General features: G+C 49.6%; 18 protein-coding genes. 8 read left to right on the top strand and 10 right to left on the bottom strand.

Features of this window, described 5'->3' with window-relative positions; genetic code table 11:
* Positions 1-180 precede the first annotated feature (180 nt).
* Positions 181-2,586 carry an ATP-dependent DNA helicase RecG gene (recG, locus tag RIF25_RS06855; RefSeq protein ID WP_322877802.1) on the bottom strand — a complete coding sequence of 802 codons (2,406 nt, stop codon included), beginning with the start codon at positions 2,584-2,586 and terminating at the stop codon, positions 181-183.
* A 291-nt stretch (positions 2,587-2,877) separates the two neighbouring features.
* On the opposite strand from recG, the gene RIF25_RS06850 reads away from it, so the two are divergent.
* Together RIF25_RS06850 and RIF25_RS06845 are read left to right on the top strand one after the other, a co-directional pair.
* The gene (locus tag RIF25_RS06850; protein ID WP_322877851.1) at positions 2,878-3,288 is read left to right on the top strand and encodes a CdiA C-terminal domain-containing protein; all 411 of its coding nucleotides are present in this window, start codon (positions 2,878-2,880) and stop codon (positions 3,286-3,288) included.
* A gap of 202 nt (positions 3,289-3,490) precedes the next feature.
* A complete protein-coding gene (locus RIF25_RS06845) occupies positions 3,491-3,643 on the top strand; it encodes a hypothetical protein (protein ID WP_322877801.1) in 153 nt (50 codons plus the stop codon).
* A gap of 81 nt (positions 3,644-3,724) precedes the next feature.
* On the opposite strand, the gene RIF25_RS06840 is transcribed toward RIF25_RS06845, so the two are convergent.
* Positions 3,725-4,339 carry a DedA family protein gene (locus RIF25_RS06840; RefSeq protein WP_322877800.1) on the bottom strand — a complete coding sequence of 205 codons (615 nt, stop codon included), beginning with the start codon at positions 4,337-4,339 and terminating at the stop codon, positions 3,725-3,727.
* Positions 4,340-4,600: 261 nt separating this feature from the next.
* On the opposite strand from RIF25_RS06840, the gene RIF25_RS06835 reads away from it, so the two are divergent.
* The 4 genes from RIF25_RS06835 to RIF25_RS06820 all read left to right on the top strand — a co-directional run bounded on the left by RIF25_RS06835 (position 4,601) and on the right by RIF25_RS06820 (position 8,823).
* On the top strand, positions 4,601-5,368 hold the full coding sequence (locus RIF25_RS06835) for a WecB/TagA/CpsF family glycosyltransferase (protein WP_407682347.1): 768 nt from the start codon (positions 4,601-4,603) through the stop codon (positions 5,366-5,368).
* Positions 5,369-5,425: 57 nt separating this feature from the next.
* Positions 5,426-6,184, top strand: a complete 759-nt coding sequence (gene ftsE, locus RIF25_RS06830) for a cell division ATP-binding protein FtsE (protein WP_322877799.1) — start codon at positions 5,426-5,428, stop codon at positions 6,182-6,184.
* Between the two features lie 26 nt (positions 6,185-6,210).
* Positions 6,211-7,158, top strand: a complete 948-nt coding sequence (locus tag RIF25_RS06825; RefSeq protein ID WP_322877798.1) for a cell division protein FtsX — start codon at positions 6,211-6,213, stop codon at positions 7,156-7,158.
* A gap of 138 nt (positions 7,159-7,296) precedes the next feature.
* Positions 7,297-8,823, top strand: a complete 1,527-nt coding sequence (locus RIF25_RS06820; RefSeq protein ID WP_322877797.1) for an ammonium transporter — start codon at positions 7,297-7,299, stop codon at positions 8,821-8,823.
* A 74-nt stretch (positions 8,824-8,897) separates the two neighbouring features.
* On the opposite strand, the gene RIF25_RS06815 is transcribed toward RIF25_RS06820, so the two are convergent.
* The 3 genes from RIF25_RS06815 to RIF25_RS06805 are packed head-to-tail and all read right to left on the bottom strand — an operon-like array spanning position 8,898 to position 11,447.
* Entirely contained in the window at positions 8,898-9,365 is a 468-nt protein-coding gene (locus RIF25_RS06815; protein ID WP_322877796.1) for a cupin domain-containing protein, read from the bottom strand.
* Positions 9,366-9,384: 19 nt separating this feature from the next.
* Positions 9,385-10,482, bottom strand: coding sequence for a WD40 repeat domain-containing protein (locus RIF25_RS06810; protein ID WP_322877795.1), 1,098 nt, complete (start codon positions 10,480-10,482; stop codon positions 9,385-9,387).
* Positions 10,479-11,447 (bottom strand): CobW family GTP-binding protein, encoded by a 969-nt coding sequence (locus RIF25_RS06805; RefSeq protein WP_322877794.1) that lies wholly within the window; start codon positions 11,445-11,447, stop codon positions 10,479-10,481. Before RIF25_RS06805 ends, RIF25_RS06810 begins: the two co-directional genes overlap by 4 nt.
* A gap of 297 nt (positions 11,448-11,744) precedes the next feature.
* Between RIF25_RS06805 and truB the strand changes: the two genes are divergently transcribed.
* Positions 11,745-12,704 (top strand): tRNA pseudouridine(55) synthase TruB, encoded by a 960-nt coding sequence (gene truB, locus RIF25_RS06800; protein ID WP_322877793.1) that lies wholly within the window; start codon positions 11,745-11,747, stop codon positions 12,702-12,704.
* On the top strand, positions 12,688-13,161 hold the full coding sequence (locus tag RIF25_RS06795; RefSeq protein ID WP_322877792.1) for a GNAT family N-acetyltransferase: 474 nt from the start codon (positions 12,688-12,690) through the stop codon (positions 13,159-13,161). Before truB ends, RIF25_RS06795 begins: the two co-directional genes overlap by 17 nt.
* Positions 13,162-13,268: 107 nt before the next feature.
* Here the strand turns inward: RIF25_RS06795 and purC are convergent, their stop codons facing one another.
* The 5 genes from purC to RIF25_RS06770 form a co-directional block, all read right to left on the bottom strand.
* Positions 13,269-13,997 (bottom strand): phosphoribosylaminoimidazolesuccinocarboxamide synthase, encoded by a 729-nt coding sequence (gene purC / locus RIF25_RS06790; RefSeq protein WP_407682352.1) that lies wholly within the window; start codon positions 13,995-13,997, stop codon positions 13,269-13,271.
* A 434-nt stretch (positions 13,998-14,431) separates the two neighbouring features.
* A complete protein-coding gene (locus RIF25_RS06785; RefSeq protein ID WP_322877791.1) occupies positions 14,432-15,289 on the bottom strand; it encodes a transglutaminase family protein in 858 nt (285 codons plus the stop codon).
* Positions 15,290-15,341: 52 nt separating this feature from the next.
* Positions 15,342-16,292 (bottom strand): alpha-E domain-containing protein, encoded by a 951-nt coding sequence (locus tag RIF25_RS06780; protein WP_015123725.1) that lies wholly within the window; start codon positions 16,290-16,292, stop codon positions 15,342-15,344.
* 250 nt (positions 16,293-16,542) lie between these two features.
* On the bottom strand, positions 16,543-17,391 hold the full coding sequence (locus RIF25_RS06775) for an MBL fold metallo-hydrolase (RefSeq protein ID WP_322877790.1): 849 nt from the start codon (positions 17,389-17,391) through the stop codon (positions 16,543-16,545).
* A gap of 156 nt (positions 17,392-17,547) precedes the next feature.
* Entirely contained in the window at positions 17,548-19,083 is a 1,536-nt protein-coding gene (locus RIF25_RS06770; protein WP_322877789.1) for an aminobutyraldehyde dehydrogenase, read from the bottom strand.
* Between the last annotated feature and the right edge of the window lie 290 nt (positions 19,084-19,373).

Genomic DNA, 19,373 nt, shown 5'->3' with positions numbered 1-19,373 from the left:
CCAGTGTGAAATGGTAAGTTTTCTAAGGTTAGCGTTTTATCCTGAGTAATAATCGCCTCAATCCGATGTGCCAGCATAACTCGAAACTCTACTAAGGCTTACAGCGACATGATAACGGTATGAGAAGAAACTCTGTCCTACACTTGATTGTTTTTCACTCCTCTTGAGCCGATGACCTCACTAAGTCAAAATTGTGCCGCCTAGTAACTGTCGGTGTCGGGTATCGAGTTCTGCCAACAACAGCGGCCAGGCCTGGAGGGTTTTATCCTTAGCGATGATGGATTCCGCCGCTGTCCGAGCTAATTCTAAGCAATCTTGATCTTCCACTAGGCTGGCCAAGGCAAAATCCGGCAATCCCGACTGACGCGTACCTAACACCTCCCCAGGCCCCCGGAGTCTAAAATCCATTTCCGCAATAAAGAAACCATCTTGAGATTGAGACAAAACATTTAAGCGTTGCCGGGCCGGATCGGATTTTGAGCTATTCAAGAGTAAACAAAAGGATTGATGGGAACCCCGCCCCACCCGCCCCCGGAGTTGATGCAGTTGCGACAGGCCAAACCGTTCTGCATGTTCAATTAGCATGACAGTAGCATTGGGAACATCAACACCAACTTCAACCACCGTTGTGGCAACCAAAAGTTGAGTATGTCCATCGCGAAATTCATTAATTGCCGCTTCTTTCTCTACCGATGACATTTTCCCATGCAGTAATCCCACAGTGAAATTAGGAAACACGGTTTGCAAGTGTTGATGTTCTTCAATGGCGGATTTTAAGTCGAGTTTTTCTGATTCTTCGACTAGGGGTAAGACCACATAAACCTGCCGCCCCTGAGCCACTTCTCGGCGAATTAAATCATAGGCCTGTTGCCGTTCGCCTCGACCTAGAATGGTGGTTTGAATCGGTTGCCGGCCGGGGGGAAGTTCATCAATTTGACTCACATCTAAATCGCCATGCAAAGTTAAGGCCAAGGTGCGCGGAATTGGGGTGGCGGTCATGGTCAGGACATGGGGAAATACGCCTTTTTGCTGCAATTTTGCCCGTTGTTCCACCCCAAACCGATGTTGTTCATCAATCACTACCAGGCCCAGGCGATTAAACTCTACTGCATCTTGGATCAGGGCATGGGTTCCCACTAAGACCGTTAATTCCCCAGTCTGGAGGTGACTATGAATTTGACGACGTTTGGCCGCTTTCGTGGATCCAGTCAGGAGTTCCACGGGTAAATGGAGTTGGGTTAACCAGGCCAAAAGCTTCTGATAATGCTGTTCGGCCAAAACTTCCGTTGGAGCCATGAGGGCCGTTTGATACCCGGACTGAATCGCCGCCAACATGGCAATCACCGCCACCACCGTCTTCCCAGAACCAACATCCCCTTGGACTAAACGATTCATTGGGATCGGCTGCTCTAAATCCTGCAAAATTTCCTGAACCACCCGCTGCTGGGCCTGGGTTAGCTGAAACGGCAAGACTTGATAAAACTCCTCTAGTAAGGCTCCGGTGGGTGTAAGGGGATTACTTTTTTGTGCCGCCTGTTGTTGTTGCCGCCGCCGTAAAAGCCCCAATTGCAAATAGAAAAACTCATCAAACACCAATCGCCGCCGGGCCAAACTCAATGTTTCGTGATCATCGGGGAAGTGAATTTGCTTTAATGCGGTGGGTAAATCAATTAAGTCATGGGCCTGGCGCAAGTCTAGGGGGAGCGGATCCGGTAGTTCTTCTGTGTAAGGTAGAGCTAACTGCACCGATTTGCGAATTAAGTCTGGGGATACGCCTTCGGTCAAGGGATACACGGGAACTATCCGCCCAATGGTCAAGGATTCAATATTCCCCCCGGCCTGATCCAGGACTTCAATATCTGGATCCTCCAAGGTTAGGCCATATTTTCCCCCTTTCACCAGGCCCGAGGCGGCAATGATCGTTTGCGGGGCATAAAGCCGTTTTTGTTGTTCTTGCCAACCCCGATTCGTAAACCGCGTCCCGGCATAAAAGCGATTCAGTTTGAGTTGGCCAGTGCGATCCTGAATGACGATTTCGAGGATGGTTAGCTTCTGATTGCGGGGACTGGTAAAGACTTGGCAACGGCGGACAGTTCCGACTAGGGTGACAGTTTCTCCGGGGACTAACTCTCGAATGGGGACTTGGCGGGCATAGTCAATGTGGTCACGGGGATAGTAGAACAATAAATCTCGAATCGTTAATAATCCTAATTTTTGCAGCCGCTCAACTCCCCATTTATTCAGGCCGGAGAGGGTATTGAGTCCTTGATTTAAGACCTTTGTTTGTTGAATTTTAACAGGGGGTGGATTGAGAGACTGCTGGGCCTGGTAAATTAAGCGGCGGGTTTCAGCGACTAGGTGTCGGCGTTGGGGAATGGATAACTCAGGATAGGTGGCAAAATTCTCCGCGGCTCGCTGCCAGCGTTCTGATAAAGGTTTTGGTAATTCAGGGCGTTCTGGAGTTGAAAGTTGTAGGTAGAGATATTCACTAAACCGATATTCCCGCCCGACCATATCTCCAAAGCCGCGATCCGCCTCGATGGCCAAGGCCTTTTGGAGTCGTTGCCAATCTAGAGACGCAGACATGGGCAGATGCAAACGGGACAGAAAAACAGCGGCACTATGGCTATCCTACAAACTTCCTGCCCTTGCCCCCAGACCTGGGATAGGTTGCCCCAAAAATACCCCACTCTTTGGCAACAGGTGATACTGAAGATCAGGCCAAGTTTGATCATTGGGAACGACAACAACCTTTGAGAACCCATCCAAGAGAAATCCCGATGGACTTCATCAACCCAAAACGCCAACAATTATGAAGCCACTGGCCTGGAGTACGAGAAATTCTACTTCGATGAACAAACTGGGGGCTATGTGCTGATGCATCAGGGGCATAATCGCGGCGAAAGCTTTGCTTCAGAGGTGTTTATCTCCCAGGTTTTCGCTAGACAAGGTCGAGTTGTCGAGTTGGTGAATGAGCAGGGGGAAGATGGCCTGAGACGATTTGATGCTCTTGTGGATGGAGAAGAATGGGAGTTTAAGGAGTTAACAGACAAGGCAACAAATATCCAAAGTGCTTTCCAACGCGGTCTTTCTTACGGTGCCTCTCAAGCCCAACGGATTGCGTATCATGTTAATAGAAATGCCGATATTGGGCTACTGAATGCTGGATTAAATCAAGCAATTTACCATGACAAGAAGAAAATAATACAGGTAGTTGCCCTGGTTTTCCAAGATGGTAGTGTTCAGCAACTAAGGAGGAAAGAAATTGACTCAGGACGATATTTTTGAAAACAATGAACGTCTCCGCCGCAAGCGGACGGAGTATCACTTCGCAAAGGCTCAAACAGAATACTTTCGACTTTGCTCAACAGCAACCTAATAGACTGCTGTACCTCATGCGCCCCAAGGGGCGGGGAATTAACCCAAAGAGATTAAAGAGCGGATTGAAATTGGCTTAAGTAACAACTTTCCAGTTCAGTCTCGCTTGATCATGTTGGGCGAAATCTTTTGCTCGGTGACCTATGGGCATATCACGCCAAACCAGGGATACGAACTAGAAGGGCTTTTAGGGCTGGAAGAATTGATACCAGACTATGAACAAATTCGCTCCCTCGGACTCATCGGAGAACTTCAGCCAGCCTAATGATGAGCATCTGAGAGAAGTCTGGAACACCCAACAACTCCAAATCTGATGTCCACGAGAGTCTAAACGTCACTGTAATTTTTAAGAATGACTCTGATGCCGCCGCAAAAAACGTTTTCCCAAGAAAAATATGATCCCGATCAGAAGGGCAATGCCAACGACCGTTGTAATCGTATCCATGTAATCACTGACGAGATGATATTCTTTGCCCAAACTAAAGCCTAAATAGGTCAAAATCGTTACCCAGGCCACGATCCCAATTAAGGAAAACAGGACAAATTGAGCAAAATTCATGGCCGCAATCCCGGCTGGGAGTGAAATTAACGTTCTCACCCCCGGAATTAACCGCCCCCAAAGAACGGCCTTGTTGCCATGGCGTTGAAACCATTGTTGGGATTTGACGATATCTTTGCCGGAAATCCCTAACCATTTGCCATAGCGATCAAAGAACCGCCGCAGTCGATCCGCTTTCATCCTGTAGCCCAAGTAATACCAGGGGAGCGCGCCTAAAATCGTGCCAGCCACACCCGCAAAAATCACCAGGCCAAGATTCATTTTCCCTTGAGAAACTGCAAACCCTGCTAAAGGCATAATCAACTCAGAAGGGATTGGGGGAAACAGGTTTTCTAAACACATCAAGAGTGTAATGCCAACGTAACCCAACTGTCCGATTAAACTGACGATCCACTCTGCCACGATTGACCTCACAACTGCTCATAGGGTTGATTGAAATAATTGGCTCGAAGATATAGAAATCAGAACTGCTACTAGCCAGTATTGAGTGATACATTTTTCCTTGGATATTGGATAGTCTAGCCCAGGCCTGGGGTTGCATAGCTGAGTCAGAATCCGGGTAAGTAATGTTGCGGTAGCTCTCCATCCAGCCCTAAGATTTAACAGAATGCAACAATTCGGTCGCTTCTACGAACGAGCAAAGCTCTATAGGAGATTTTAACCTTGACCGCTGTGGACACCCCTTCGACTCGCTCCTCTCAACCTCGGCGGGTTTCTGTTTTAGGCTATCCCTTAGATCTGTTGGACAATTACCCGGCCTGGTTGACTGCCCATCAGGGAGACGGCTTTCATGTTGTCACGCTCAATGCCGAGATGATCATGCAGGCCGAAAAAGTCCCCCAATTAGCGCAGGTCATCAAGCAAGCTAGTTTTATTGTTCCGGATGGGTCGGGGGTTGTTCTTTATCTCCGTCTCTATGGCATCAAGGCCAATCGCCAACCGGGGATTGAACTCTCAGAAAGTTTGTTAAAGTTTGCCGCAACCCAAAATCCCCCCCTGAAAGTCTTCTTCTATGGCAGTGCTCCCGGCGTGGCGGCCCAGGCTGCGAAGAATTGGCAAAAACGCTACCCCCATTTGAATGTGGTTGGCATTTATACGGGCTATCAGACCCAAGAAACCGAAGCAGAACTGAAAAAGCATATTCAGACCAACCAACCGGATATTATTTTTGTCGCCCTCGGAGTTCCCCGCCAGGAATATTGGATTGCCGCGAATCGTCATTTAGCTCCCCAGGCCACTTGGGTCGGTGTTGGCGGTAGTTTTGATATTTGGGCCGGCAAAAAAGTTCGTGCCCCCCAATTTTTCCTCGATCATCACTTGGAATGGCTGTATCGGCTCTATCAAGAACCCTGGCGCTGGCGGCGGATGTTAGTCTTACCTCAGTTTGCCCTGCGGGGACTTTGGCATCGTTTACGAGTACACCAAATTTAAGCTATCTTCTCAGCCTTTCCCCCTCGTTTCCCTTTTACCCCTGGGTGTTTAGTTACTATGCCCTCCCTCTCCCCCCCATTCTCCAGTAAGCCCCAACAACCCCAGGCCCCCCAAGCCCCTGAATCAGCCCCAATTTTGCACCTCGAACAAGTCACAAAAAGCTATCGCTCGGGACGATTTTGCTTACATAATGTGGACTTTCAACTGGCAGCGGGGACATTTACCCTCTTAACAGGGCCATCGGGAGCAGGGAAATCAACCCTTTTGAAACTGTTTTATGGGGCCGAGCAGCCAGATCGGGGGCAAGTTTTAGTTCAAGGTCAATCTGTGAATCGCTTACAGGGGCGGGCACTGGCCTATTTACGGCGACAGGTGGGAGTGATTTTCCAAGACTATAAACTGTTGGAACGGCGAACGATTGCTGAAAATGTCGCGTTTGTGTTGGCGGCCCGAGGCCTGGCCTGGAGTGAAATTCAACGGCGAGTTCCGGCAGCCTTATCGTTGGTTGGCCTGGCAGATCGGGGGAATTGTTTTCCAGATGCCTTGTCGGGGGGGGAACAGCAACGAGTCAGTATTGCGCGAGCCATTGTTGGCCACCCGCGGATTTTATTAGCCGATGAACCCACGGGTAATTTAGATCGCCATAATGCCCTCCAAGTCTTGAAAATCCTCCAACAACTGAACAAAAAGGGCTTAACAGTGCTGATGACAACCCATGATCCCCACTTGGTGGAAATGGCCCAGGCCCCAGTCTGGCAGATTAAATCGGGTCGATTAAGTCCAGTCAACAATCGAGACATCCTAATTCAACCGTAGAGCTGTGCTCGTTCAAAGAGGACATGATGGGACTTAAGCAATTACCACCGATCCAGCAATCAGAAACCCTCACCAGGGCCCGATATTTAGCACGGGAAACCCAGTTGGGCCTATGGCGGGGGGGCTGGCTAAACGGGGCGGCGGTCTTGACGGTGGCGGTGCTGTTATTTCTGTTTGGTTTTGGCTTTAATATTGCCAGCCAGATTGATACGGCCTTTCAACAGTTGGGGAGTCGTCTCGAGATTACTGCCTATCTGGAACCCGGCCAGGCCCCGGAACCGATTCAAACCCAACTGGAACAACTGCCCAACACCGCTCAAGTAATTTTAGTTAGCAAAGACCAGGCCTGGCAGGAACTCTTAAAAGACTTAGGGGCCAGTGACATCACCACCGCCGCCGAAAACCAAGGCCTCCTCCAAAATCCCCTCGTGGATGAGTTTAAGATTATTGCCACCCGTGGCGAAGAGGTACCTCAATTAGCGGCCGCTGTCAAAACTATTCCGGGGATTAACTCGGTTCAATATCTTGACAAAGCCTTGGCCAGCTTACAAACCCTCAGTCAAAGTGCCCAACGGTTGGGGGGAATTTTAGTTATTGCTCTAGCTGTTACGGCCGTGGCAGTGATTGCAACAGTCATGCAGTTATTAGCCGTTGTCCGCCAACCAGAAATTGAAATTATGGAACTGGTGGGAGCCACTCCCCGCTGGATTTATTTACCCTTTTTAGTCCAAGGGGCGGGTCTGGGAACCCTGGGTGGACTCTTGGCCTGGGGGGGCATTAGTCTGACGGAACAAGCCCTCCTCCAGTGGCTCGGGCAACAGGGGGATCTGCTCAAGCTTTTGGGGCAGCTATTGGCTAGCTCGGTTCTCGGTGGGGCCGGGTTGTTACTGATCCTCTTGCTGTTGGGGGCCGTTGTCGGTCTGATTGGCAGTAGCTTTATTTTTCTGCGGGGGGTTCGGGGGACATTATCCTAACCTAAAAATCAAGCTAGGAAAATGGTCGAAAATCTGTAACGGTTGATACACCAAATTCAGCCCCGAGTTGCCGATGATGCAAATGTCTGCTTCGATTTTTCTTATTCCCTAACCTTCCCTAAAACCGAGGAAATTCCTGTGTCCCGCCGCCGCCCTTTGCTCCGCCGCTCTCAACTTAATCTCTGGCTTTCTCGTCCCCCGAAATTACGCACCTTTGCCGGCCTAGGGGCGGTGATTTTGCTGTTGTCGGCTACGGCCGGTTTAGCCCAAGGAGTTGAGGTTCCTAAGGACTTAAACGAAGTCGCCACGAGCCTGCAATCATTACAGGTAGCTGCAAATACGATTTGGGTTTTGTTTACGGCTTGTCTGGTCTTCTTTATGAATGCCGGCTTTTGTATGTTGGAGACGGGATTCTGTCGCCCCAAAAATGCCGTTAACCTGTTGGCCAAAAACTTAATTGTCTTTGCCTTGTCTTCGATTTCCTTTTGGGCCATTGGCTTTGCGATCATGTTCGGAGACGGTAACGAGTTTCTGGGTAATTCAGGCTTCTTTTTAATGGGGGCTGACAATAGTCCGGCCACTGGGGATGCCTATAAAGGGGTCTATAGTGCCTTAAGTTGGACGGCAACTCCCCTCCTGGCCAAGTTTTTCTTTCAACTGGTGTTCGCCGGTACAGCCGCAACCATTGTTTCCGGGGCCGTGGCCGAGCGGATTAAGTTCTATGCCTTTTTTGCCTTTAGTTTGCTGCTGGTGGGTATTTCCTATCCCATTAGTGGGCACTGGATCTGGGGTGGAGGCTGGCTGGCCAAATTGGGCTTTTGGGACTTTGCTGGCTCTACGGTTGTCCACTCGGTAGGGGGCTGGGCTGCCTTAATGGGTGCGGCATTACTGGGGCCAAGGATTGGACGTTATACCGAAGATGGTGGGGCAGTGGCGATTCCCGGCCATAATTTCGCAATTGCCACCTTGGGCTGTTTAATTCTTTGGTTGGGTTGGTTTGGCTTTAACCCTGGCTCCACCATGACCGCAGATGCAGGGGCAATTGCCCATATCACCGTGACAACCAACATGGCCGCAGCCTTTGGGGGTGCTACCGCGACTGTTGTTTCTACCCTTTATTTTGGCAAGCCTGACCTTTCGATGATCATCAATGGGATTTTAGCTGGCCTGGTGGCAATTACGGCTCCCTGTGCCTTTGTCAGTATTGAGAGTGCCATTTTGATTGGGATTGTGGCCGGAATCATTATTGTGTTCTCGGTAGTTTACGTGGATAAGCTGCGAATTGATGATCCGGTTGGTGCAGTTTCAGTGCATTTGGTCAATGGGATTTGGGGAACCTTGAGTGTCGGGCTGTTTGCCGCCGGGCCTGGTCAACTCTATGCCGAGGGGCTTGGGCCGGCAAAGGGCTTATTACTGGGCGGTGGTACGGATCAGCTGTGGCATCAGTTTATTGGGGTGGCCACCGTTGGTTTGTTTACCGTGATTTTTGCAACAGTGGCCTGGTTCCTGATTGACAAAACCATTGGGATTCGCGTCTCACCAGAGGAAGAAATCGAGGGGCTGGACTTGGGGGAACATGGGATGGAAGCCTATGCTGGCTTTATGTTCCGGGATGAAGTCAAAGGCTTTGTAGATCTGCTGAAAAAAATGTCTGTTGGACGTTAATTGATCACTGAAGCTGGCCAATGGAATGGGGAGTCCTGAGCTAGGTTAGGGGATGGACTTGATCGGTAGCTTCATTAGTAGAGTTGGCCATCTTTGTGAGTAATTATCCATTGCCCATCGGTTAAGCTGGCCTGGAGATCATCATTGGGATAGTTAACCTGATCGTTGGGGCTGCGGTCACCAATCTCTAAGTATCTGACAGGTTCTGCTGATGGGTTGACTAATTGATGGGCAATCCCAGTGCCGGCCGGAAACCCATAACAATCCCCAGGCCCCAAGGTAAGTTCCCGATCACCCAGAATTAGGGTTGGTGTTCCTGCCAAAATAAAAATGAATTCATCCTGCTGGGAGTGATGATGGAGCAGGGCGGACTGGGCACCGGGGGCCAAATCGGTTAAATTCACCCCAAAATTCTTCAGTCCAAAAAAGTCCCCTAATTTTCGTTTCAACCGCCCTTGAACTAGAGAGGCATAAGGCTCTGGGTAGATGGTCTGCCCCTGGGTGGCGGGGATAGATGTTGCGGAAATTGGCGATTGATTCATTGGCGGTTACTGATGATATTTAATTGTTTATCAAAATATTTTCAACGCTTTGCCAAACTAGAACTTCCCCGACCTGGCCCCCAGCCGCCAAGAGACTGCCATCCCCACTCCAGGCCAGGGTACTAAAACCAGCTTTTGCCCCTTCCAGAATTTGAATCGGCTCCTGGGCCTGATCCCATAAACGGATCCAGCCCTCTGAACCGGCCGAGGCTAGGAGTAAGCTGTTGGGTTGAAAGACAACGGTGATCACGGCCTGCTGATGCAGATCTAAAATCCTCGAGGCCCACCCCAGCTCCTCATCCCTCTCCCAAACCACAATGCCTTCAGCACAACTAGAAGCTAAAAGAGGCGTACCCGCATCAGAAAGCGCATCCGACCAAACCAGTTGTTTAACTTTTCCCGGAAACCCGCGCATTTCCCAGGGGCTGATATCTCCCCACTGCCAAAGGGAAAGGGTGCGATCAATATTGGCCGCTGCCATAAACTGGCCATTTCCTGACCAGGCCAGGTTCACACAGGCAGACATTAGGGGTAAATGCTCAGGGTCTTGATCCCAATCTGCGGCAGTCCAAACCTGAATCCCTTGATACCCTCCCACCGCTAGGTATGCCCCTGTCGGATGCCAGGCCAGGCCCAGGACTGATGAGGCGGCGAAATCTAGGGTGGTCATCGGGGTAAGAGTGGAAGCCTCCCAAACTTGGACATAATGCCCCAGGCCAATGGCCAGTTCCGGTCGGATTGGGTGCCAGGCCAGGTGATCGATCCAAGTATCCGGGTTGGGCAGAGTTGTGATCAGGGTGGCCCGAGCCTCGGAATCTCTGAACTTTGGTGTTAGGCTGTCGGGGGTGCAGCCATGCTCGACAATTTGCCAAATGAACACCTCTCCCGTTTGCCCCGCCGCCGCCAAAAACTGCCCATCGGACGAAAATAGCACCTGACTGAGGGAATACCCATCGGCTTGTTTAATCAGGGTCAGGACTTCACCATCGGCAATTCCCACCTCTCCCGCCGCCGAGCAGGTTGCCAATAGCCCCCGCGATGACCAGGCCAGGCCCGTGACATAATCACTCAATTCCTCCCTAAATACGGGTTGAAACTTGGGCGCAGAGTTACTCATGGGAGAAGGCAGGCCTGGAATCCTTGGGTCAGCATCGCCGCATCTAAGTTTCGGCCAATAAAGACCAGTTCATTTTTCCGTTCCGCTGGGGATTTCCAAGGGCGGTCGGCGCGACCATCAAACAACATATGTACCCCTTGAAAGACAAAGCGGTGATCTTCCCCAGCCAAATTGAGAATCCCCTTCATCCGAAAAATATTTGCCCCTTGGGTTTGCAACAGGTGACTCAGCCAACCATCGAGTTTCTCCCCGTCCACTGCCCCCGATTCCCGAATCGCCACCGACCCCACGGTTTGATCATGTTCATGGGCCGCTTCATGGAGGAAATTGGGATCAACGTCTAAGGCGCGGTCTAAATCAAAGGCTTGCACCCCCAGAATGGCATCCATAGAGATGTCGGCATTTTGAGTCCGGTAAATTTTGGCCAGGGCATTCATCCCGCGAATTCGTTCTTCCAGTCTGAGCAACTGTTCTGGGGAGACTAAATCGGTTTTGTTTAACAAAATAATATCGGCAAAGCCAATCTGTTCCAGAGCTTCATCCGCATCCCAATGGTGCTCAATATGTTTGGTATCCACCACCGTCACGACCGCATCTAACTGGGCCTGAGAGCGAACATCATCATCCATAAAAAAGGTTTGAATCACAGGAGCCGGATCCGCCAGGCCAGTGGTTTCAATCACCAAATGGTCAAATTTATCCCGCCGCCGCATCAGATTGCCAATAATCCGAATCAGATCGCCCCGGACGGTGCAGCAAATACAGCCATTGTTCATCTCAAAAATTTCTTCATCAGCATTGACAACCAGTTGATGATCAATCCCAACTTCCCCAAACTCATTGACAATCACGGCCACCTTCTTGCCATGTTCGTAGGTCAAAATTCGGTTCAGTAAGGTGGTTTTGCCGGCCCCCAAATATCCAGTCAAGACCGTTACCGGGACAGATGTAGTGGACATCACCATAAATCAACCTCTGAGAAACATATCCGACTGTCAAGCTTGACGGGTTGGGAGAGGATCCTCAACTATCTACAGCCAGGCCTGGGATGCTGACAAACCTAGGGTCTCCCTTCTAGCATAAGCTGAGTTCAGGGATAAAGGTTTAGCTGCTAATGGTTTTGGCCGTTGTCCTTGCCTAGATGGGGATGGAAAACAAAGGCGATGGCGGACTGGCAAATCATTGGATTGCCCACAAATTCAAGAGTCAGGTCTTGAGAGATAGATTTAGATGTGGAAGAAATTGAGTGGGCTAAATAATTTATGAAGCATGGGCCGCAACTATCAGGGTTTCTGAATCTGAATAAACCAGCGGGATTTACCTCCCATGATTGTGTGGCAAAGCTGCGGCGGATGTTTAGACTTAAGCGGGTTGGTCATGGCGGAACGTTAGATCCAATGGCAACTGGGGTCTTACCGATAGCTTTGGGGACAGCAACGCGACTATTGCCCTACTTACCCACAGAAAAAGCCTATCGAGGGGTGATCCAATTGGGCCTGGTGACGGATACAGACGATATAACAGGAACAATTATTGCTCAGGCCAATGCTAGTGAAATCACTCAAGCACAGGTGAGGCAAGGGTTAGAAATCTTTCACAAGGGTTATGATCAACGTCCTCCTGCCTATAGTGCCGTTCAAGTTGCCGGAAAACGACTTTATCAGTTAGCAAGAAAAGGTGAATCCATTGATATTTCCACTCGCTGGGTTGATATTTTCAATCTTGAGGTTTTAGCTTGGCAACCAGGCCCCACTGCCACCGTTGAGTTAATGATTAATTGCGGCCCCGGAACCTATATTCGCTCAATTGCTAGAGATTTAGGGGCAGTTTTAGGCGTGGGCGCAACTCTTGCGAGTTTAACACGGACAAAAAGTTGCGGCTTTGAATTAGGAAATTCTTGCACCCTTGATGATCTCAACCCCGACTCAACCAATCTCATTGCCCCAGGCCTGGCTCTGCAACATCTCCCGGCAATTAGATTGGATGCAGAGATTGCTAAACGCTGGTGTTGTGGCCAGAAAATGGCGATTGAAACCGTGAATTTAACCACTCCCCATCGAGTTTTAGATCAAGCAGGAACATTACTCGGCATTGGTCAGCTTGAAGACGATATTTTCCGGGCTAAAGTTGTTCTCCCTAGCCAGATTGATCATTCAATCGACAACAATGCTTCAAATAGTCACACCTCGCATGATTCTTCGGCCAATGACTTTAGCGGATAGTCAGGATTTACTGCTGGTTTTTTCTGATCCAGAAGTAATGAAGTTTTATCCTCAGCCCTTTGATGATGAGATGACTCAAACCTGGATCAACCATAATCTCCAAAGATATCGCAATCATGGCTTTGGCCTGTGGGCATTAGTTCTTAAGGAAAACAACAAAGTGATTGGGGATTGTGGTTTGGTGTTGCAGAATGTTGATGGAATTGAAAAGGTTGAAGTTGGATTCCACATTCAGCGTCAACTATGGGGACAAGGTTTGGCCACAGAAGCAGCCCAGGCCTGTTGCCAGTATGGATTCAATCAACTACAACTTAAACAATTAGTCTGTCTGATCCATCCGCAAAATCTTGCATCTAGGCGCGTGGCTGAAAAAATTGGCATGAACTTAGTTACAGCAGAAATAACCTGGCAAGATCAAAAGGTGTGTATCTATGAAATGAACTGTTGTCATGCCTAACCTTGCAGCGAAAAGAAAGAACTCTCATGACCGATCAACAGCATAAGACTGTATTGAGGCGGAAATTAAGGTTTTTAATGATCGGGTTTGTAAAATTGAAAACTTTGTCAGAGTTCCTGGGCTAAAACTCGTTCCATAACGCTTTTATAGGCAGCTTCAATATCCCCTAAATCCTGACGGAAGCGGTCTTTATCCATCACGCGACGATGGGGATCTGACTCGGCCTGATTCCATAAACGACAGGTATCTGGACTAATTTCATCGGCTAGTAAAATTTCACCTTGGGGATTGCGACCAAACTCCAGCTTAAAATCCACTAGGGTAATGCCACAATCTTGAAAAAAGTGCGTTAAAAGGCTGTTAATTTTCAAGGCCAGGCCCCGCAGTTGGGCAATTTCGGCAGTGCTGGCGACATTCAAGAGGGTTAAGCGATCTGGGGTCAGGAGGGGATCCCCCAAGGCATCATCTTTGAGATAAAACTCCACCAATGGAAAGGGCAAAACCAATCCCAGTTCCAGGCCCGTTTGTTTGCACAGACTGCCAGCGGCCCGATTCCGAACAACGACTTCCAGGGGAATAATTTCAACAGCCTGGACTTGCATCACATCGGCGGCCACCTGGGCTAGAAAGTGGCTGGCAATGGCCTGGTGGGCTAAGTAACGGAATAGGTGACTGGAAATCTGGCAGTTCATTGCCCCTTTGCCGACAATGGCCCCTTTTTTTTGGGCATTAAAAGCCGTCGCATCATCCTTGAAATAGGCAAGTAAAACCTGGGGATCTGGGGTTTTGTAAATAATCTTGGCCTTACCCTCATAGAGTTTATGGTCCGGGGCCAGGTCAAATTGATTCAGGTCATTGCTTGCAGTCATAGTCAGGCCAATCAGGGCAAAGGGTGGAGCTAACGCATCTCGGGCAACTAGCCATAACAAAGGGAGACATTAGCCATTTTGACACCTTTTGCCTTGGTTCCCCATTGTTCAATCTGCCCGCAGTCAATTATTTCTGCTGAAGAAAGTGATGCCTAAAAGCTGCTTGCAATCGGTTTGTCTGTGGACGCAATCAATCTCCAATTAGCCCAGGAACAGTGAAGCCGGCCTCGGCCAAAGGGGCAAAATGCTTAGTCCCGACCAAGGATATTTCTCAAATCCCCATTGGAGGCAGTTCCTGAAGCCATAGCAGGACTCATTTCGGGTGAGACAGGGCCAAGTCAGAAAATGTTGGATGGGCAGTTTTTGAAGATTTCTACTCTCTCAGAACAGTCGGCGTAACCCTATAAAACAGAAATGGCCAGTTGATAACTCATCTCGGACTGAACCCCTGCTCCCCGCACAGAACCCGTCACCGGAGCTGCATTGAGGGGATGAGCCGCCGCCACCAAAGGAATATGCCGATCCGCCACCGCTAAACCATGGGTTGGATCATAGCCCAGCCAGCCAGCCCCCGGTAAATAGACCTCGGCCCAAGCGTGTAAATGCCGTTCCCGACTGTCGAGATCTCCTTCCTGGTAGCCACTGACAAACCGAGCCGCCAACCCCATACAGCGACAGGCTTCCATAAACAAAACCGTTAAATCTCGACAGGAGCCAGATTGCTTTTGCCAGGTCAAACAGGGGGGCCAGGGTGATCCCGTTTCCCGAATTTGGTAGGTGCTGTGTTCATAGAGTTTTTGGGTCAGTTGGTTTAGGAAGAGGATGATGTTGCTGTCACAGGCCTGGGCGATTTCTTGGGCGAGTTGATAGGCGACTGGATCAAAGCCAACGGGGGGCAGGGGTGGGGTGAGATAGGCCTGGAGGCTATGGAGGGTGAGGGTGGGATAATTGAGGGGAAAATGGGTGGCCCAAGGTTCTAAAACAAAATTAAAGGGATTGGTACATAAGGTTTCCACCGCGGCGGTAATTTGCACTTGGAGTTGCTGAGTCGGTTGTCGCCCCCACCAGAGATGAATAACCGAGTTTCCTTCTGCATCTAAGACTAGGGTTTGATTTTCCGGCAGCGGTAACACTTGGCAACTAAACTGATGCAGTAATTGTGATCCAGACACCCTTGGCCGGAGGCGGATCGTATGGGGTAAAAGTTCAATGGCCTGGGCGTAATTGTAGGTTGTTTGGTGTTGAATGAAGTAACGCACAAGTATCCTGAAGGTATTTACTGAATTGGATCCAAGTTCCAGGACAATATCCCTAAGCGACAGCCTCCAATGCAAAAAATGTATTAAAGATTTCTTGATCCACTTGGTTAATTTGGGTTTGCAGTTGATCTAGAAATTCATGCATTCCGCGGGAAATAATTTCCTCAATGGTTAAATAATCCAACTCTGAACGTAAACGGCCAATGACCCGTTCCACAGGTAGCTTCCAAGAGCCAATTGGTGTTCCCGTAACTTTATACATATACTGCTCAACATGGAGTAAGCAAGAGCGAATTGCCCGCGGAAACTCAGCATCTAAAATCAAAAAGTCCGCAACTCCAGCCGGTGTAATCCGATGTTGTCCCCGTTTGCGATACATTTCATAGGCACTAGCAGATTTGAGCAGGGCAATCCAACCCAACTCATCAATGGAAGACCCGACATCCTCCACAGAAGGCAAGAGTAAGTAATATTTCACATCCAAAATCCGACTGGTTTTATCTGCCCGCTCCAGCAATCGCCCCATCTGCCCAAAATGCCACCCCTCGTTATGGGTCATCGTTGCGTCCATCACCCCTGTAAACGAATGGCTGGCCTGTTTAACCTTAGCTAAGAAATCAGCAATATCTCCCTGGGGCTGACTTTTGGCTGCGTCTCGGACAAAGGCATAAAAACTATTCACCTCTAGCCACATCTCCGAAGAAATTACTTCCCGAATCGAGGAGGCATTTTCCCGTGCCGCCCGCATACAGGAGTAGATCGAGTTGGGGTAATGACTATCAAAGGTGAGACATTGGATCACGTTCTCAGCGGTAGGATTCCCATAATGCTGTTGGAAAAAGGCCAGATCTCCAGTGGTCAAAACTAAGGGATGCCACTGCTCGCCCACCATGGGTAAATCTAGCAGCAGATTTAAGTTAACATCTACAAAGCGGGCAATATTTTCGGCTCGTTCAATATACCGATTCAGCCAGTAAATAGCATCCGCAACACGACTCAACATAGGGCTAGTTTCCAACAACTTGGGCAAAAGAACAAAATTTCTGCAAGCCTGAAAATAATCTTAGCAAATTTAATCTAGACTATTGCGTTACTTCAGATGATTCTGAGGCATAAACCCCGATAAACCTTTTCAGAGCAAGGTTTGTCGATTTATTTTCGTTCATTTCTAAATGGATCGGCCCGACTGAACGTTGGCCGATTGGCTTGATGCTGACTCCAGTTGGATAGGCTGTTCTCAACAAACAGAAATATTAAGAAGTACCTAGAGATAAAATTAATCCCTCATGGGCTACGGTCGTGTTGGGAAAGGCTTGTTGGGCGAGTTGGCAAATTTCATCTAAAAATTCGTCATCATGGGTGGGATCGTGATGAAACAAAACGAGGTGTTTGACTCGGGCAGTTTGGGCCAGTTTAACCGCTTCTTGCCAAGTGGAATGGCCCCAACCAATTTTGCTCTGGGCAGGGGAGTAATATTCGGCATCGGTGTAAGTGGCATCATAGATCATCACATCGGCTTGATTAGCCAAACTAAGCGCTGCGGGGTCTAGCTTGTCTGGATAATGCTCTGTATCGGTGACGTAGCTGATCACTTGACCGTGCCACTTGATGCGATAGCCCACCCCACCCCCTGGATGATTCAGGCGTTGATTGGTAATGGTAGCATCGGCAATTTTAGTCACTGCTCCGGGCCCCAAGTCATGAAACTTCAGCGCGCCCGCCATGATCTGTAGGGGAACTGGGAAGTTGGGATGGAGCATTTGGTCGTTGAGGCATTGCTGAATACTATGGCCATCCACACCGGGGACACCATAAATGTGAAAACAATTACCGGGAATAAACGCTGGTTGAAAAAAAGGAAACCCTTGAATATGATCCCAGTGGGTGTGGGAAAAAAAGACATGGGCGGTGATGGGTAAATGTTTCAATAGTTCCTCCCCCAAAACCCGCAAGCCAGTCCCGCCGTCAAAAATGAGTCGCTCTCCCCCGGCCTGGATTTCCACACAAGGGGTATTACCGCCGTAGCGAACCGTATGGGGGCCTGGGGATGGAATACTGCCGCGCACTCCCCAAAACCGGACAATCAAGGGAGACTGAAACATGGGAGACTTACCAATCAACGAAGGAAAATACTCTAGAAGCAGCGATGTGATTTATTACACCTGACCTTAAGGCTCCCACATTCCACCGTGGCTGGGGAGTGATCAGGATCAATCTCGCTTTTGGACTCGGATCACAATCTGCGTTGAGATCAATACCTACTGGGGATCTCCAAAAACCGAGAAATGCCAACCTTTTTCCGCCTCACCACTGAGATCAAACATGACGTGCTTGGCAATGGTGTATTCCTCAAAGGCATAGCGGGATAAGTCTTTCCCAAAACCCGATTCTTTGAAACCACCGTGGGGCATTTCCGCGCACAAGGGCAAGTGATCATTCACCCACACCGTCCCAAACTGCAACGCCGCCGCGACTTTCCAGGCCTGGTGGATATTTTTTGTCCAGACGGACGCGGCCAAACCATAACGAATATCATTGGCCACCGCAATCGCTTCATCCACGGAGTCTACCGGATTGATCACCACCACCGGCCCAAAGACTTCTTCCTGCATAATTTCGCTGTCTGTGGGGGCCTCGACAAAAATTGTTGGGGGATAGTAAAACCCTGGGCCATCGGGAACAGTTCCTTGATAATGCAGTTTAATTCCAGCGGCCTGGGCCCGATCGACAAATCCAGCCACACGCTCTTTTTGATCCGCTGAAACCAACGGCCCCATATCCGTGGACTCAGAGCTAATATCTCCAATTCGGACTTCCTTAGAAAGTTCTGTAAAGCGGTCTAAGAAATGGTGATAGTGGGGGCGTTCAACTAAAATCCGTGTCACCGCCGTACAGTCTTGGCCCGTATTCACATAGCTACCCACTACTGCCCCCCGTGCCGCCGCCTCAATATCCGCATCAGCCAAAACAATTAGGGGAGCTTTGCCGCCCAGTTCCAAATGCACCCGGGCCATTTTGTGGGCCGCTAATCCCATAATCCGTTTGCCGGTGGCGGTGGAACCTGTAAAGGAAATCATCCGGGCTTGGGGATGGATGACCAATGGCTCTCCCACTTCTGGCCCACCACCAGTGACAATATTCAAAACTCCTGGGGGCAGGCCAATTTCCTGGGCAATTTCGCCAATTTTCAGGCTGGTCAAGGGAGTTTGGGGGGCGGGTTTCAAGACAACAGTATTTCCGGCAGCCAGGGCGGGGGCAATTTTCCAGATCGCCATCATGATCGGGTAGTTCCACGGGGCAATGGAGCCAATCACGCCAATGGGTTCGCGCCGAATGGTTGAGGTATAGCCGCCGACAACTTCCCCTGTCCCTAAGCCTTCAATCACACGGGCCTGGCCGGCAAAATATTTCAGGTTATCAATGGCAAAGGGCACATCCCCATTACTGACTAGTTTGATTGGCTTGCCCGCATTGGTGCTTTCCAGTTGGATGAGTTCATCGCTATATTTTTCCAGGCCCTGGGCTAGTTGCCAAAGGTAGTGACTCCGTTCTCCAGGGGAAAGGGTTGACCAGGCCGGGAAGGCTTTTTGGGCCGCTTGTACGGCGAGATCTACATCCACTGCATTGGCCTGGGGGACTTCGGCAATAATCTCTTCTGTAGATGGGTTGATGATGGATTGCCAAAGGCCCTCAACGGCGGGGACAAGTTCAGACCCAATCAGCATTCTGTAGCGTGGTGTCATAAAAACCTCAATCGGGGCCTGGACGGAGAGAGCGTGCAAGTTGACAGGCATTTAGCCAATTTTCATTTTAAGCGCGACCCGGACTGACTGGGGGTGAACTCTCGGCCTGGGCGTTTTGGCCTGGAGATAAGCCCGGTTAGGGGGGAATTTTACCCGCAACGCTGAGGGCTACAGACTCGATTACGATCCCCAGTATTTTTATTCGGTTATATTTCCCTGACAAATGTTCGACTTAAGGTCTGAAAATGCACCCAATTGGGGATCAAATCCTTAACAGAACTTGACGAACCTGGGGATCAACGGCCAAACTGAGTTCATTCTGAAGTGAGTTAGCCAGATTT

This window comes from Pseudocalidococcus azoricus BACA0444 (assembly GCF_031729055.1).
GTDB lineage: Bacteria > Cyanobacteriota > Cyanobacteriia > Thermosynechococcales > Thermosynechococcaceae > Pseudocalidococcus > Pseudocalidococcus azoricus.
The sequence above is the reverse complement of the archived record's forward strand: the minus strand, read 5'-3'. Positions and strand labels throughout refer to the sequence as shown.

Coding starts and splice junctions, on each gene's coding strand:
- recG (WP_322877802.1), bottom strand. CDS start 2,586: ATGTCTGCGTCTCTAGATTGGCAACGACTCCAAAAGGCCTTGGCCATC.
- RIF25_RS06850 (WP_322877851.1), top strand. CDS start 2,878: ATGCATCAGGGGCATAATCGCGGCGAAAGCTTTGCTTCAGAGGTGTTT.
- RIF25_RS06845 (WP_322877801.1), top strand. CDS start 3,491: ATGTTGGGCGAAATCTTTTGCTCGGTGACCTATGGGCATATCACGCCA.
- ftsE (WP_322877799.1), top strand. CDS start 5,426: ATGCCCTCCCTCTCCCCCCCATTCTCCAGTAAGCCCCAACAACCCCAG.
- RIF25_RS06825 (WP_322877798.1), top strand. CDS start 6,211: ATGGGACTTAAGCAATTACCACCGATCCAGCAATCAGAAACCCTCACC.
- RIF25_RS06815 (WP_322877796.1), bottom strand. CDS start 9,365: ATGAATCAATCGCCAATTTCCGCAACATCTATCCCCGCCACCCAGGGG.
- RIF25_RS06810 (WP_322877795.1), bottom strand. CDS start 10,482: ATGAGTAACTCTGCGCCCAAGTTTCAACCCGTATTTAGGGAGGAATTG.
- RIF25_RS06805 (WP_322877794.1), bottom strand. CDS start 11,447: ATGGTGATGTCCACTACATCTGTCCCGGTAACGGTCTTGACTGGATAT.
- truB (WP_322877793.1), top strand. CDS start 11,745: ATGAAGCATGGGCCGCAACTATCAGGGTTTCTGAATCTGAATAAACCA.
- RIF25_RS06795 (WP_322877792.1), top strand. CDS start 12,688: ATGACTTTAGCGGATAGTCAGGATTTACTGCTGGTTTTTTCTGATCCA.
- RIF25_RS06780 (WP_015123725.1), bottom strand. CDS start 16,292: ATGTTGAGTCGTGTTGCGGATGCTATTTACTGGCTGAATCGGTATATT.
- RIF25_RS06775 (WP_322877790.1), bottom strand. CDS start 17,391: ATGTTTCAGTCTCCCTTGATTGTCCGGTTTTGGGGAGTGCGCGGCAGT.
- RIF25_RS06770 (WP_322877789.1), bottom strand. CDS start 19,083: ATGCCTGTCAACTTGCACGCTCTCTCCGTCCAGGCCCCGATTGAGGTT.